General features: G+C 70.0%; 2 protein-coding genes (1 of these 2 only partly in view). Both read left to right on the plus strand.

Annotation, left to right across the window (positions count from 1 at the left end; translation table 11 throughout):
* On the plus strand, nt 1-17,349 hold the full coding sequence (locus ACIA76_RS25345; RefSeq protein WP_397154756.1) for a non-ribosomal peptide synthase/polyketide synthase: 17,349 nt from the start codon (nt 1-3) through the stop codon (nt 17,347-17,349).
* On the plus strand, nt 17,349-17,479 hold the start of the coding sequence (locus tag ACIA76_RS25350; RefSeq protein ID WP_397154758.1) for a non-ribosomal peptide synthase/polyketide synthase. Its footprint extends 24,928 nt past the window's final position; the window shows 131 of its 25,059 coding nt (coding positions 1-131); its start codon is at nt 17,349-17,351; its stop codon lies beyond the right edge, outside the window. Before ACIA76_RS25345 ends, ACIA76_RS25350 begins: the two co-directional genes overlap by 1 nt.

Here is a 17,479-nt window from a genome sequence, read left to right on the forward strand (position 1 = left end):
GTGCAGGATGAGTCGTTTCCGCTCGCTCCGGCCCAGCTCGGCGTCTGGTACGCCCAACTGCTCGACCCGGCGACGCCGATCAACATCGCGCAGTACGTCGACGTGCTCGGTGATCTTGATATCGGTGTGCTCCAAGAGGTTTCGGTCGAGGCCGCGCGCGAGTTCGGCTCGACCATAGTGCGACTGGACGATTCGGATGGCGAGCCTCGACAGTGCGTCGATCCCACGCTGCCGGTGCGCATTCCGCTGATCGATCTGCGCGGCGAAACCGATCCGATTGCGGCGGCGCGGGAATGGATGCGGACGGACCACACCGCCCCGGTCGATCTCGCGGGGGACCGGCTGTTCGCCGGTGCGGTGCTGCGCGTCGAGGAGCGGCGGTACTTCTGGTATCTGCGGGCGCATCACATCGTGGTCGACGGATACGGTGCACTGCTCAACATCCGCCGGGTGGCGGAGCGATACACCGCGCGACTGCGGGGCATCGAGCCGGGACCGAATACGGCGGGCGCACTGCCTGAACTGGTCGAACGGGAACTGGCCTATCGCGACAGCGCACGCTACCCGGCCGATCGCGACTACTGGGCCGACCGCGTGGACGGCCTGGACACGACGACGCTCGGCGGTCGCGCCGCGCCGCGCACGGCGAGTAATCGGATCTTCGGCCGCGCGCTGCCCGATCATATCGCCGAGATGCTGAATGCCTGTGCGACAGAGCATGATTCGACGCCATCGATGGTGCTGCTGGCCGCCTTCGCCGCCTATCTGGCGCGCATGACCGATCGCGAGGAGGTCGTGCTGAGCCTGCCGGTGACCGGGCGCACCACCGCGGTGGCACGGCGTTCGGCGGGCATGCTGTCCAATATCGTGCCGCTGCGGGTGCGCGTCGGCGCACTGGGCTGGGCCGAGCTGCTGCGGGCGACGCGCGTGGAAGTGACCGGGGCGCTGCGGCATCAGCGATATCGGCACGAGGACATCCGGCGCGATACCGGCCGAGAGGGTTCGGGACGGGGGCTGTTCGGGCCGCTGGCCAACATCATGCTGTTCCACAGCGTTCTCACCCTCGGCGATACCGTCGGCCGCTACCACGTGCTGTCCACCGGACCGGTCGAGGATCTGAGCCTCAACGTCTACTACGGCGACAGCGACCGCGTACATCTGGACCTCGAAGCCAATCCGCACCGCTACGACCTCGACGAGCTGATCCGTCAGCACGCGCGCTTCGTCGGCTATCTGGAACGGCTGCTGGAGCTGGATCCGGCGTATCCGGTGGATTCGGTGGAGGTGACCACCGAGCCGGAACGCGAAGTGAGCCTGCGGATCTGGAATGCCACCGACTTCGAGGTGAGCGCGGTGGCCGCGGGCGGCGCGCGGGCGACGCTGGTCTCGATGTTCGAGGCCCAGGTCGCCCGCACGCCGGATGCGGTCGCGGTGCGGTTCGCGGGCGCACCCGACCGCACCTATGCCCAGCTGGCCGCCGAGGTCGATCGGCTTGCGCACCACCTCATCTCGCTCGGGGTCGGGCCGGAATGCCGCGTGGCGGTGCATCTGCGCCGCTCGCCGGAGCTGGTGGTGGCGATCTATGCGGTGCTGGCCGCCGGGGCGGCCTATCTGCCCCTGGATCCGGATCATCCCGCCGAGCGCATCGCCCACGTCCTGGATACGGCCGAACCCGCCTGCGTGCTCACCACTTCCGGCGAGATCCCCGAATCATCGGCCTCTATCATCGCGCTCGACCGCCTCGACCTGTCCGGTCACGCGGCCGCGCCGGTGCGGGACCGGGACCGTACGGCGACCCTGCGGCCCGAACATCCGGCGTATGTCCTGTTCACCTCCGGATCGACCGGGCGGCCCAAGGGCGTCACGGTCACCCATGCCGCGATCGTGAATCGGCTCGTGTGGATGCAGCGGACCTATCGGCTCGCGGCCGACGATGTGGTGCTGCAGAAGACACCCGCGACATTCGATGTGTCGGTATGGGAGTTGTTCTGGCCCTTACAGATCGGTGCGACCCTGGTGGTCGCACAACCCGAGGGACATCGGGATCCGGCGTATCTGAGCCGCGTGATCGCCGAATACGGCGTCACCACCGTGCATTTCGTGCCGTCGATGCTCGCGGCCTTTCTCACTGGACTGGATGGCGCGGCGGTGCGGTCGCTACGCAGGGTATTCGCCTCGGGGGAGGTGCTGCCCGCGCCGACCGCGCGGCGGTTACTGGCCGCCACCCCGGCCCGCCTGCATAATCTGTACGGTCCCACCGAGGCCGCGGTGGACGTCACCGCGCACGAGGTGACGGCCGCGGATTCGACCGGCGTGCCGATCGGTGCGCCGGTGTTCAATACCCGGCTGTACGTGCTTGATTCGCGCCTGCGGCCGGTGCCGATCGGAGTCCCGGGTGAGCTGTATCTGTCGGGGGTTCAGCTGGCCCGGGGCTACGTCGGCAGGCCGGGGACCACGGCCGAACGTTTCGTCGCCAACCCCTTCGGCGATCCGGCCGCGGCGCGGGGATCCCGCATGTATCGCACCGGGGATCTGGTGCTGTGGACGGCCGCCGGTGAGCTGGAGTACCTGGGGCGCACCGACTTCCAGGTGAAGCTGCGCGGGCAGCGCATCGAGCCGGAGGAGATCGAGGCCGTGCTCGCGGCCGAGGAGTCGGTGGCTCGCGCCGTTGTGGTGGTGCGCGACGATATCGGGCTCGGTCAGCAGCTGGTGGCCTATATCGTCGAAAACGGCACCGGCGCGGTCGATCTCGCGGGCCTGAGGGCCGCGTCCGCCCGGCGGTTGCCCGCCTATATGGTGCCGTCCGCGTATGTCGTGCTGAATGCGTTGCCGGTCAACGCCTCCGGCAAACTGGATCGCGCGGCGCTGCCCGCTCCCGCCGGGTCCGGCGCAGGGTATCGCGCACCGGAGTCGGTGGTCGAGCGGGCGGTGGCGGGTGTCTACGCCGAGGTACTCGACCGGTCGCGGATCGGGCTGGACGACGACTTCTTCGTGCTCGGCGGCAATTCGCTCGTCGCGACGCGGCTGGCGGCCCGGATCAATGCCGAACTCGGTGCGCGCGTGGGCATGCGCGAGATCTTCGCGGCCCCGACCGTCGCGGCGCTGGCCGCGCTGATCGAGGACGACTTCATCGACGAGGACGCCGAATCGGCGCCCCCGCTCCGGATTCGGCCGCGGCCGGAGGTGCTGCCGCTCTCTCCCGCCCAGCAGCGGATCTGGTTCCTCAACCGATTCGAACGCGCCAGTGCGGCCTACAACATGCCGTTCGTGCTGCGGATGTCCGGGCCCGCCGATATCGCGGCGCTGCGCGGGGCGCTGGCCGATGTGGTGTCCCGGCACGAAGTACTGCGCACCGTATTCCCCTGTGGTGATGATGGTTTCGCCCATCAGCGGCCCGGTGCGTTCACACCGCCCGACCTCGAGGTGTGTCACGATCTCGACCCCGAATTGGAGCGCTTCGCGGCCCGCGGATTCGATCTCGACTGTGAGATCCCGGTGCGCGCCCGGCTGTTCCGGCTCGGCGAGCAGGAGCTGGCGCTGGCGATCGTGCTGCATCACATCGCCGCGGACGGCCTATCGCTGCCGGTACTCGCCCGCGATATGCGCATCGCCTACACTGCCCGGCTGACCGGTCGCGCGCCCGCGTGGGAGCCGCTGGTCGTGCAGTACGCCGATTACACGCTGTGGCATCGTGATCGGCTGGGCGCCGCGGAGGATCCCGGTTCGATGGCCGCCCAGCAGCTGGCCTATTGGACCGAGGCCCTCGCCGGTGCGCCCGATCAGTTGGATCTGCCGACCGACCGGCCGCGGCCGGTGGTCGCGACCGGACGCGGTGCGGTGCATGGCTTTTCGATACCCGCCGAGCTGCACCGTGCTGCCGTCGAGGTCGCCCGCGCCCGGGGTGTGTCGCTGTTCATGCTGGTACATACGGCCCTCGCCGCACTGTTGGCCAGGCTGGCCGGCACCGGCGATATCGTCATCGGCACCCCGGTGTCGGGCCGCGGCGAACGCGAGTTGGACGAGCTGATCGGCATGTTCGTCAACACCCTCGCATTGCGCACCCGCATCGCCGCGGATCGGCCGTTCGCCGAACTGTTGCACGAGGTCCGGGCCATGGATCTGGCCGCCTTCGCCCATGCCGAGCTGCCGTTCGAGCAGCTGGTCGAGGCGCTCGAACCGGCCCGCTCGCGCGCTCGGCATCCGGTGTTCCAGGTCATGCTCGCCGTCGCTGCCGGAAACGGCGTCGACCTCGGACTTCCCGATCTGTCGGTGCGGACGAGTACCCTGAACACCGGAGTGGCCAAGTTCGATCTGCAACTCACGGTCACCGAAAGCTTCGTCGGTGCCGGTCCCGGGGAAGGTCCGGCACCGGCGGGGATCCAGGCGGAATTCGCCTATGCCCTCGATCTTTTCGATCACACGACCATCGCCGGATATGCGCGGTGGTTCGTGCGATTGCTGGCGGCGGTGGTCGCCGATGCCTCGGTCGCGGTGGCCGATCTGCCCATACTGGATGAGCCGGAGGCTCAGCGGGCCATCGAATCCGGGCGCGGCGCTCGGGTCGAGGCTCCGTACTCGACGGTGGTCGACGCGTTCCGGGCACAGGCTCGACGCACGCCCGATGCGCTCGCGATCGTCGACGGGGAACGGCGGCTGACCTACGCGGAGACGGCCGCGCGCGTCGATCGGCTGGCGCGGCACCTCCACGCGCGCGGTGTCGGACCGGAATCGCTGGTGGTGCTCAACATTGCCCGCTCCGCCGAATTCGTCCTGGCGGCCTGTGCGGTGCTGACCGCCGGAGGCGCCTACGTCCCGGTCGATCCGGATCAGCCCGAGGCGCGCCTGCGCCACGCGATCGAGGTCGCGCGGCCGGTCTGTGTGCTGACCGTCGACGATCTGCTCGACCTGGATCGTGCCGATCCGCCGGATGCCGAACCGGCCGGGCCGCGCCCCTCGCACCTCGCCTACGTGATCTTCACCTCCGGCTCCACGGGTGTGCCGAAGGGCGTTGCGGTCCAGCATGGTTCGCTCGTCAATCAGATCGCCTGGATCACCGGCGAATACGGGATCGACGGCACCGACGTGATCCTGTTCAAGACGCCCACGACCTTCGATGTCTCGGTATGGGAGCTGTTCGCGCCGCTGTGCCGCGGCGCCCGCTTGGTCGTGGCCGCACCCGGTGGTCAGCGTGACACCGCCTATCTGGTCCGGCTCATCGCCGAGCACGGCGTGACCATGACCTCCTTCGTCCCCGCGCAGCTCGCGATCTTCGCCGAGGCGGCCGAGCGCGGCCAGATCGGCACCCTCCGAACGGTTTTCGCGGCCGGAGAGGCGCTCACCGCGGAGGTGGCGGCGACCCTGCCCGGTGTCGCGGTGCACAATCTCTACGGCCCGACCGAATTCACCGTGCACGCCACCCACTTCCGTGCCGCCGACGGGTCCGGGCCGGTGCCTATCGGCAGTCCGGTGCACAACACCCAGGCCTACGTCCTGGATGCGCGGCTGCGGCCGGTGCCGGATCTCGTTGCCGGGGAACTGTATCTGTCCGGGGCACAACTGGCCCGGGGCTATCTCGGGCGGCCCGGGCTGACGGCCGAACGCTTCGTCGCGGGGCCCGGCGGAGTCCGGCTGTACCGCACCGGCGATCTGGTGCGGCGGCGTGCGGGAGCGCTGGAGTATCTGGGCCGCAGCGACTTTCAGGTGAAGGTGCGCGGGCAGCGCATCGAACTCGGCGAGATCGAGGCCGCGCTGATCGCGCTGCCGGGGGTGCGGTCGGCGGCGGTGCGAGTATGCACGACTTCCGCCGGGGATCTGCTGGTGGCCTCGCTGGTCACCGATCTGCCCGATCCGGAGATCACCGTGGCGGAACGGTTGCGGGCGATCCTGCCGTCGTATCTGGTCCCGACGGTCTATCAGTGCCTGGAAGCGATGCCGATGACGCCGTCCGGCAAGCTGGATCGCCGGGCGCTACCGGATCCGGTGTTCGTGCCCAAGGCATTTCGTCCGCCGCGCACACCCGCGGAGACGACCGTGGCCGCGGTTTTCGAACAGATCCTCGGCGTGGATCGGGTCGGGCTCGACGACGACTTCTTCGCCCTCGGCGGCAATTCGCTGGTGGCGACGCGGATTTCGGCCCGGCTGGGCACACTGCTGAACCTCGAGGTGCCGGTTCGGACGCTGTTCGAGCATCCGACGGTCGGGGCGCTGGCCCGAGGGCTGCCGCAGGGGTTGTCCCGTGCGGCACGGCCGCCGGTGGCGGGGGTCCGGCCGGAGGTGGTGCCGTTGTCCTATGCGCAGCAGCGCATGTGGTTCCTCAATCAGTTCGATGCGGACGCGGTGCACAATCTGACCGCCGCGATCGAGCTGCGGGGCCGGTTGGCTGTGGCCGCGCTGACATCCGCCATGGCGGATGTCCTCGACCGGCACGAGGCCCTGCGAACCCGTTATCCGGCCGTCGACGGTGTGCCACGGCAGGAGGTGACCGGCGGGCCGGGTCTCGTGGAGCCGAGGTCGGTGACGAGAGAGACGCTGGCCGAGGGTATTCGGGCTGTCGCGGCCGAACCCTTCGATGTCGCCGATGAGGTGCCGGTGCGGATCGCGTTGCTGCGACTCGGTGTCGATGAGCATGTGCTGGTGATCGCCGTCCACCACATCGCGGCCGACGGCTGGTCCATCGAACCGCTGACCCGAGACCTGCTGTGCGCCTACGCCGCTCGGCGCGATGGCACCGAGCCCGGGTGGCCGGATCTGCCGGTGCAGTATGCCGATTTCGCGCTGTGGCAGCGGTCGATCCTCGGCTCCGAGGACGATCCCGAATCGCTCATGTCCCGTCAGATCCGATTCTGGACGGCCGAACTCGACGGCTTGCCCGATGCGCTGGCGCTGCCCTCGGATCGGACCCGGCCCGCCGTCGCCTCCGGACGCGGTGCGCGCCACGAGTTCTCGATCGATGCCGGGTCGGTGCGGCAGCTGCGGGAGTCGGCGCAGCGGTCCCATGCGTCGCTGTTCATGGCGCTGCACGCGGTCTTCGCGACCGTGCTGTCGAAGCTGACGGGCACGATGGATATCGCCGTCGGGACGCCGGTCGCGGGACGCGGGGCGCCGGAGCTGGACGATCTGGTGGGCATGTTCGTGAACACCCTGGTGCTGCGGGCGGATATCGCCCCCGCACTGTCGTTCACCGAACTGCTCGCGGCCGTGCGGGACGCGGATCTGCGCGCCTTCGCGCATGCGGAACTGCCGTTCGAGCGGCTGGTGGAGATCCTGAATCCGGCCCGCTCGCGGGCGCGGCATCCGCTGTTCCAGGTGATGCTCGATCTCCGCGAGGCCGAGCCCGCCGCGCTCGCTCCGGCGGGGATGACAGCCACCCGCCTCGATATCGGTTCGGACGCGGCCAAATTCGATCTGCACCTGATCCTGACCCCGCGCCCCGACGGCGGCCTGACGGCCGCCTTCGAGTACGCGACGGATCTGTTCGACGCGCCCACCGTCGCGGGCTTCGCGCGGCGGCTGGTGTTGGTGATGGATCGGCTCACCGCCCGGGCGGAGGTTCCGATCGGCGAGCTGGATCTGCTCACCGACGCCGAGCGCGCCCGGATGCTCACCGAGTGGAACGACACCGGCCGGGCCCGGTCCGAGGCGACCCTCGCCGCGCTGTTCCAGCGGCAGGTCGAGCGCACCCCCGACGCACCCGCGGTGACGTTCGAGGACGTCACCCTGTCCTATCGCGAACTCGCCGAACGGGCGAACGGCCTCGCCCGTCATCTGATCGCCCTCGGCGCGGGGCCCGGCGAATGCGTCGCCCTGGCGCTGCGCCGCTCGGTCGATCTCGTCGTCGGTATCTACGCGATCACCCTGGCCGGGGCGGCGTATGTGCCGCTGGATCCGGATCATCCGGCCGCCCGGAACCAGGACGTGCTCGATACGGCGCGGCCGGTCTGTGTGTTGCGAGAGCTGCCCGATGTGTCCGGCCGGTCGACCGCGTCGGTGACCGATGCCGAGCGGCGGTATCCGCTGCGGCCGTCGAATACCGCGTACGTCCTGTTCACGTCGGGGTCGACGGGGCGGCCCAAGGGGGTCGCGGTATCGCATGCGGCCATCGTCAATCGGCTGCTGTGGATGCAATCCGAATACGGGCTGGCGCCCGATGATGTTGTGCTGCAGAAGACCCCGGTGACCTTCGACGTGTCGGTATGGGAACTGTTCTGGCCGTTGCAGATCGGTGCGCGGCTGGTGGTGGCCGCGCCCGACGGGCATCGCGATCCGGTGTATCTGGCCGGGCTGATCGCCGCGGCGGGTGTGACGGTGACGCATTTCGTGCCGTCGATGCTCGCGGTATTCGTGGCGGAAGAGTCTGTCGCGCACTGCACCTCGTTGCGCATGGTGTTCGCCTCCGGTGAGGCCCTGGCGCCCGGACCCGCGCAGCGACTGCGGGCGCTGACCGGGGCCCGGGTGCACAACCTGTACGGCCCGACCGAGGCCGCGGTCGATGTCACCCGGCATGAGGTGGTCGACGGCGATACCGGATCCGTGCCGATCGGCCGTCCGGTGTTCAACACCCGGGTGTACGTGCTCGATGGCCGGTTGCGGCCGGTGCCGGTGGGTGTCGCGGGTGAGCTGTACCTCGCGGGAGTTCAGCTGGCGCAGGGATATTCCGCTCGACCTGATCTGAGCGCGGAGCGGTTCGTGGCGAACCCCTTCGGGGTCCGAGAAGGGGGAGCCTCCGGCGGAGGTTCTCGGATGTACCGCACCGGCGATCTGGTTCGCTGGACCGAGGACGGCGAGCTGGAATACCTGGGCCGCACCGATTTCCAGGTGAAGCTGCGGGGCCTGCGCATCGAGCTCGGTGAGATTGAGTCGGCGCTGACCGCGCTGGGCGAGGTCGCGCAGTCGGTCGTGGTGGTGCGCGGCGGTGAGCAGCTGGTCGCGTATGTGATTGCCGCACCGGCGCATTCGATCGAGGTCGACGAGGTGCGCGCGCGACTGTCGGAGCGCCTGCCCGCCTACATGGTCCCGGCGGTGCTGATCGTGCTCGACGAATTCCCGCTCACCGCCGCGGGCAAACTGGACCGCCGCGCGCTGCCCGCGCCGGTATTCGAGGCCGCGGCCTTCCGCGCTCCCGAAACCCCGGTGCAGGAGACCGTCGCGGGCATCTTCGGCGACCTCCTGGAGCTCGACAAGGTCGGCGCGGACGACGACTTCTTCGTCCTCGGCGGCAATTCGCTGCTCGCCGCGCGGGTCGTCGCGCGGCTGGGCGCCGCCCTCGGCGCCCGCATCCCGGTCCGCGTCCTGTTCGACGCGCCGACCGTGGCGGGCCTGGCCGCGCGCGCGGAAGCCGAAGCGGGACAACGGCATTTCCCGGCTCTGGCCGCCGGGCGGCGGCCCGCCCGCATTCCACTCTCGCCCGCGCAGCAGCGCATGTGGTTCCTCAACCGCTACCGCGCCGACGATCCGGACGCCGCGGCCGCCGCGGTCGACAACATCCCGCTGGCCATCCGGCTGACCGGTGCGTTGGACGTCGAATCGCTGCGGGCCGCGATCGCCGACGTCGTGGCCCGGCACGAGACGCTGCGCACGACCTACCCCGACGGCCCCGACGGGCCGGAGCAGATCGTCGGTCCCGCGTCCGAGCACATCCCGACACTGTGGCGATACGAGTCGGCGAATACCCAACTGGCACAGCAGATCACCGATTTCGCGCGTACCGGCTTCGACCTGACCCGCGAGACCTCGCTGCGCGCCGCGCTGCTGCGGCTCGACCGTACCGAACACGTCCTGGTGCTGGTGCTGCACCATATCGGCGCGGACGGCTTCTCCCTCGGCCCGCTCGCCCGCGACCTGCTGATGGCCTATCGCGCGCGGCACCGCGCCCACCGACCGGCGTGGGACGAACTCCCGGTGCAGTACGTCGACTACACGCTCTGGCAGGCGGGGATGCTCGGCGCCGCGGATGATCCGGACGCCGAACTGCATCGCCAGCTCGACTATTGGCGCATCACACTCGCGGATCTGCCCGAACGGCTCGCGCTGCCCACCGACCGCCCACATCCGGCCGCGCCCTCGTATCGGAGCGGCACGCACCGGCTGCATATCGACTCCGACCTGCACGGCGAACTCGGCGAGCTAGCCCGCAAATACGACGCCACGCTGTTCAGCACTGTCCACGCCGCGCTCGCGGTGCTGCTGGCCCGGCTGTCCGGCGCCACCGATATCGCGATCGGCACGCCGGTCGCGGGGCGCGGCGATGCCGCCCTGGACGATCTCGTGGGCATGTTCGTCAATACGCTCGTGCTGCGCACCGAGATCGATCCGCGCAGCCGATTCGACGCCGTGCTCGATGCCGTTCGGCGACAGGACATCTCGGCGCTTTCCCATGCCGACGTTCCGTTCGAACGGCTCGTCGAGGCGCTCGCGCCGGCGCGCACCGCGCAGCGGCATCCGCTGTTCCAGGTGGCGCTGACCTTCCAGAACTTCACGATCGCGCCCGCCCGGCTCGACGGCCTGACCGTCCGGCCCGAACCGCTCGACGCGGTCGGCGCGAAGTTCGATCTGCAGTTCACGGTGCTCGAATCGCGCGGGCGCGACGGCCGCTCCGGCGGAATGATCGTCGAGATCACCTATGCCACCGACCTTTTCGACGGCGACACCATCGCCGTGCTGGCCCGCAGATTCGAGCAGGTGCTCAGCGCCGTGGCCGCCGACGGTACCGTCGTGGTCGGCGATATCCGGCTGCTCAGCGCAGAGGAACAGCACCTCGCCCTCTACGAATGGGCGGTCACCGGATCCGATGAGTCCCGGACCGACACGCTCACCGCCAGATTCGCGCGCGCCGCGGCGGACCGGACCGATGCGGTGGCGATCCGCTCGGACGGGCTCGGCCTCACCTACGGCGACCTCGAGGCCCGATCCAACCGGCTGGCCAGGCGCCTGATCGCCGCGGGCGTCGGACCGGAATCGCTGGTGGCGGTGGCACTTCCGCGCTCAGCCGAACTCGTCGTCGCGCTGCTGGCGGTGTTGAAGGCGGGCGGCGGCTATCTGCCGGTGGATCCGGACTATCCCGCCGACCGCATCGGCTTCGTCCTCGACGATGCCCGGCCGGTATGCGCGGTGACCAGTGCGGGGGCGGGCCTGCCCGCGGGCTGGTTCACGGGGCCGATCGTCGACGTGCACGAGGACGCGTGCGACGGGAGTCCGATCACCGACGCCGATCGTCGCGCTCCGCTGCACCCCGGCAATACCGCCTACGTCATCTACACCTCCGGTTCGACCGGGCGTCCGAAGGGTGTGGTCGTCCCGCATCGCGGCGTGATCACCTTGCTCGACAACGCGATGCGGCGGTTCGACTTCGGGCCGTCGGATGTGTGGACCCTGTTCCATTCCTTTGCCTTCGACTTCTCGGTCTGGGAGCTGTGGGGCGCGCTGCTGCACGGCGGCACGGTTGTCGTCGTCGACTACTTCACTTCCCGGTCGCCGCAACAGTTCCGGGATCTGCTGCTCGCCGAGCGCGTGACCGTGCTCAACCAAACACCCTCGGCCTTCTACCAATTGGCCGCCGCCGACCTCGCCGAACCGCCCGCCGATCATGCGCTGCGCTATGTGATCTTCGGCGGGGAGACCCTGGAACCGCGACGGTTGCGCGGCTGGTCGGATCGATACGGACGCACGCCGCGGCTGGTCGACATGTACGGGATCACCGAGACCACCGTGCATGTCACCCATCGCCCGCTCATCCCGGACACCGATGTCACCGGTGCGATCGGCGGTGCGCTGCCGGGATTGTCCGTGCGGCTGCTGGATTCGCGACTGCGGCCCGTGCCGGTCGGCGTGCCCGGCGAAATCTATGTCTCCGGTGGGCAACTCGCGCGCGGCTATCTGCATCGGCCCGCGCTCACGGCCGCTCGCTTCGTCGCCGATCCCTACGGTCGCGACGGGGCACTGGCGTATCGATCCGGCGATCTGGCCCGCTGGACCCGCGACGGCGAGCTGGAGTATCTGGGCCGCGCCGATCAGCAGGTGAACCTGCGTGGTTTCCGCATCGAACTCGGCGAGATCGAGGCCGCGCTGCTCGATGACGAGGCGATCGGCCAGGCCGCGGTGCTCCTGCGCGAGGAGAGCGGCGGGGTGGCTCGGCTGGTCGGATATCTCGTGGCCGACGGCGAGATCGATCCGCGGCGGATCCGGCGGCGGCTGGGAGAGCGGCTGCCCGAGCATATGGTGCCCGACGCGCTGGTCGTCGTGGATCGAATTCCGTTGACCGTCAACGGGAAACTGGATCGGGCCGCGCTGCCCGCCCCGGAGTTCGAGGCCGCCGCCTATCGCCGCCCGGCCACGCTGACCGAACAGCTGGTGGCGCAGGCGTACGCCCAGGTGCTCGGCGGCGACGCGGCGGTCGGCGCGGACGACGACTTCTTCGCCCGCGGCGGCACGTCGTTGCTCGCCGCCAAGGCGGTGGCCCGAATCGGGGCCGCCGTCGGCGCGCGGGTGCCGGTGCGCGCGGTCTTCGAGGCCCCTCGGGTGGCCGATCTCGCCGCGCGGATCGGGACCGACGCCGGGCCGCGCCCGCCGCTGGTCGCGCGCGAACGGCCCCGGCAGGTGCCGCTGTCGCCCGCGCAGCAGCGCATGTGGTTCCTCAACCGGTTCGACCGCACCTCGACGGCCTACAACATCCCACTGGCGTTGCGCCTGACCGGCCGCCTGGATATCGAGGCGCTGCGGGCGGCCGTGGCCGACCTCGTCGAACGGCATGAGACGCTGCGCACCAGATATCCGGAGACCGCGGACGGGCCGACGCAGCTGGTCGTGCCCGCCGAACAGGCCGTGCCCGCCGTGGCGCCGGTGTCGACGACCGATGCCGCACTGCCGCAACAGCTTCGGAGCCTGGCCGCCACGACGTTCGATGTGACCGCGGAGATTCCGGTCCGGATCGAGCTGTTCGCCCGCGGTGAGGGAACGGACGAACATGTGCTCGCCGGTGTGCTGCACCACATTTGCGCCGACGGCTCCTCGATCGTGCCGTTCGTGCGCGATCTGATGGCCGCCTATGCCGCCCGCCGGACCGGTGAGCCGCCGACGTGGACACCGCTGCCGGTGCACTACGCCGATTACGCGCTGTGGCAGCGGGAGCTGCTCGGCAGCGAGGACGATCCGGAATCCGTCGCCGCCCGCCAGCTCGAGTTCTGGACGACAACCCTTGCGGGACTGCCGGATCAGCTGGATCTGCCCACGGATCTGCCGAGACCGGCCGTGCGGAGCCTGCGCGGCGCGACGCTGGCCTTCGATATCGACGCCGATCTGCATGCCCGGCTGACCGACGTGGCCCGAACCTGCGGTGCGACACTGTTCATGGTCGTGCACGCGGCGTTCGCCGCCTGGCTGGCACGGCTGTCGCGGACCGGCGATATCGCGGTCGGCACACCGGTCGACGGCCGCAACGATCCCGCGCTCGACGGCGTCATCGGTATGTTCGTCAATACCGTGGTCCTGCGCACGGCCGTCGACGAGGACGATCGGTTCACCGACCTGCTCGACCGGGTGCGGGCCGCCGATATCGCGGCGCTGTCGCAGACCGATATTCCGTTCGAACGCCTGGTGGAGGTGCTCAACCCGCAGCGGTCCACGGCCCGCCATCCCCTCGTGCAGGTGGGCCTGTCCTTCCACAACCACGAGCGGGAATCGCCGCGCCTGCCCGGACTGACCGTCTCGCCGATCGAAACGGTCACGGAGACGGCGCAATTCGATCTGCACCTGTTCGCCGTCGACAACTACGGCACGGCCGGGCAACCGGCCGGAATCGCTCTCGCCCTCGGCTATGCCACCGATCTGTTCACCGAGCCGACCGCCCGGCGTCTGATCGCGCAGCTGTGCGGCATTCTGGAAACCGTTGCCGCCCAACCACACTGCCGGATCTCGGAACTGGATCTGCTGGGCACCGAGCGCGACCTGCTGGCCGGGTGGAATGCCACCGAACATCCGGTGCCGCCCGGGACGCTGACCGACCTGATCGACCGGCAGGTGGCCGCGACCCCGCAGGCCATCGCGCTCATCGATGCGATCGGTGACCGGGGCGAGACGCTGACCTACGGCGAATTCGATGCCCGGGTCAATCGGCTCGCCCGCCATCTGATGTCGCTCGGCGCGCGCCCGGAGACAACCGTCGCCCTGCACATGCGGCGCTCGGTGGATCTGGTGATCGCCATGTATGCCGTGGTCAAGGCCGGTGCGGCATATGTGCCGATCGATCCGGACCACCCCGCCGACCGCATCCGGCACATCCTCGACACCGCCGCGCCGATCCATATCCTCACCACACTCGACGGACTGGATCTGTCCGGATACTCCGCGGCCCCGGTGGCCGACGCGGATCGTCATGCGCCCCTGCGTCCCTCGAACACCGCATATCTGATCTTCACCTCGGGCTCGACGGGCATCCCCAAGGGCGTCGCCGTCCCGCATGCCGCCGTGGTCAACCAATTGCGGTGGGTGCGAGCCAGATTCGGACTCGGTGGCGCGGACTGCGCCCTGCTGAAGGCGCCCGCGACCTTCGACCTGTCGGTATGGGAGTTCTGGGCGTCGCCGACCACCGGCGGGCGACTCGTGGTGACCGCGCCCGGGACCGAGCGGGATCCGGATCGGTTGGGCGCCTTGCTGGAACGACACGGCGTCACCGTGCTGTACGCGGTGCCCGTCCTGCTCGGCATGCTGCTCGCGACCGACGCCGCACTGCCCGCCTCGCTGCGAGCGGTGCTGGCCATCGGTGAGGTGCTGCCGCCCTCACTCGCGACCGAATTCGCCCGCCGCGGCCCGGCCCGGCTGTACAACCTCTACGGCCCGACCGAAACCGCCGTCGCTATCACCGCATTCGAGGTGGACGGCGATCCCGGGCATACGGTCCCGATCGGCGGACCGGTCTGGAACAGCCGCGCCCACGTCCTCGACCACCGGCTGCGGCCGGTGCCGATCGGGGTGCCGGGTGAGCTGTATCTGGCGGGTGCGCAGCTGGCGCGCGGATATCACGACCGCTCGGCGGAGACCGCGGCCCGATTCGTGGCCCGCCCGGCCGGGCGGATGTACCGCACCGGCGATATCGTGCGCCGGCGCGCGGACGGCGGCCTGGAATACCTCGACCGCGCCGACTTCCAGATCAAGGTCGGCGGATTCCGCATCGAACCCGGTGAGATCGAGACCGCGCTGATGCGTCGGCCCGGCGTGACCGCGGCTGTCGCAGTAGCGCACCGGGATCCGGAGGCGGGCAGCAGGTTGATCGCCTATGTGGCGGTGCCGCACGGCAATTCGACGGGCGAGCAATTGCGCCGAGAACTGCTGGGCGAGCTGCCGCGGTATCTGGTGCCGGCCACGGTCGTCGTGCTGGATGCCTTGCCGCTCAACGCCAATGGCAAGGTCGACCGCTCCCGGCTGCCGGAGCCGGTATTCACCGAGACCGTCTTCCGGGCCCCCGGGACGGCGACCGAACGGCTGGTGGCCGCGTCCTTCGCCGAGTTGACCGGCATCGCCGCGGCCGGTCTGGACGACGATTTCTTCGCCCTCGGCGGCAATTCGCTGCTCGCCACGCGCCTGGCCGCTCGGCTGGCCGCGACCCTGCGGGTGGATGTCCCGGTGTCGGCGATCTTCACCGCGCCCACGGTCGGCGCGCTGGCCGCGCTGGTCGAGTCCGCGGAGTCCACCGCATCCGAACCGATCCTGCGGCGGCGCAGCGGATCCGCCCCCGCTCCGCTGTCCCCGGCCCAGCAGCGCATGTGGGTCCTCAACCGGCTCGCTCCGAGCTCGGCCGCCTACAACGTGCCCGTGGCGCTGCGGCTGCGCGGTGCGCTCGATATCGATGCCCTCGGGGCGGCGATCGCGGATGTGCTGGGGCGGCACGAGATTCTGCGCACCCGCTATCCGGAGCGGCCGGGTGGGCCGGTTCAGCAGGTGGTCCCGATGGCGGAGATGCGTTTCGATCTCCTACCGAAGCCGGTGGCCGCCAAGGACATCGGAGCCAGGATCGGCGAATTCGGCGGTGCCGGTTTCGATGTCACGGTCGCACCGCCGATCCGCATGGCAGTGTTGTGCATCGATCCGACCGATCACATCGTCGTGGTGGTCGTGCATCACATCTGCGCCGACGGCTTTTCCATGGAGCCGCTGACCCGTGACCTGATCACCGCCTACACCGCCCGCAGCGTCGCCGCGGAACCCGCGTGGTCGCCGCTGCCGATCCAGTACGCCGACTACAGCGAATGGCACCGGGAGACAGTGGGTTCGGATACCGATCCGGACAGCCGGATCGGTCGTCAGCTCGCCTACTGGATCCGGCGACTGGCCGACGCGCCCGAGGTGCTGGATCTGCCCACCGACCGGCCACGGCCCGCACGTCGCGCGATGGCGTGTGCGGCACTGGATTTCGAGGTCGGGCCCGATCTCTCCGACGCCCTGGCGGCCGTGGCGCGCACTCACCGCACGACGTTGTTCACGGTGCTGCATACGGCCTTCGCCGTCCTGCTCGCCAAGCTGTCGGGCGTCCGGGATCTCACCCTCGGCGTGCCGGTCGCGGGTCGCGGCCGGCGTGAACTCGACGAGATGATCGGCATGTTCGTCAATACCGTCGCCCTGCGCACCGAGCTCGATCCGCGCGGACGGTTCGACGATCTGTTGCGGCGGACTCGTGATCACGATCTGGCGGCGCTGAGCAATGCCGATGTGCCGTTCGAGCGGGTGGTCGAGGCCCTCGGACGGCGGCGGACCAGCGCGTACACCCCGCTGTTCCAGGTTCTGTTCACCTTCGCGAACATGCCGGCCGAACGCCTGGCCCTGCCGGGTCTGACCGTCGAGGCCCTCGATCTGGCCGCGGCGGAGGCCAAATACGACCTGCAGCTGACGGCATTCGAGCGCGGCCCGGCCGGACTGGGCCTGCGATTCGATTACGCCACGGATATCTTCGACGCCGCCACGATCCGGCTGCACGCGGATCGGCTGCTGCGTGTGCTCGCCGTGGTGGCCGCCGATCCGGCGATCACGATCCGCGGCATCGACATTCGCGCCGAGACCGAACGCGCCGAACCGGTCGGGGGTGGGCTCGCCGATCTACCGGCGGCCATCGCCGCGGCCGCACCGGAGGCCATCGCCCTGTCCCACGACGGACGCGAGATCACCTTCGCCGCGCTGCACGCCCAGCTCATCCTCGTGCGCCGCGCGCTGGGCGGTCACGCCGCCGTCGAGGCGGTCCTGCACGTCGCACTCGCGGGTCTGGTTCCCGGCCTGCCGGCGGCGGTCGGCGCGGACGGCCTCACACGAGTTCTGCATTCTCTGCGCGAACGTGCGCGGGGCTCGATCCGCTCGGAAGGAATCGTCTGATGTCGCACGCGGAATCCATCGCCTCCCTCCGGTCGACCCATTCCCGGGCGCCGCGCGGCGCCTACGGCCTCGCCGATCTGCCGTATCTGATCGCCACGGTGGCCGCGCTCGACCCGGCCCGCATCGCGCT

Origin of the sequence: Nocardia sp. NPDC051570 (assembly GCF_044454005.1) — a bacterium.
Classification (GTDB): Bacteria; Actinomycetota; Actinomycetes; order Mycobacteriales; family Mycobacteriaceae; genus Nocardia.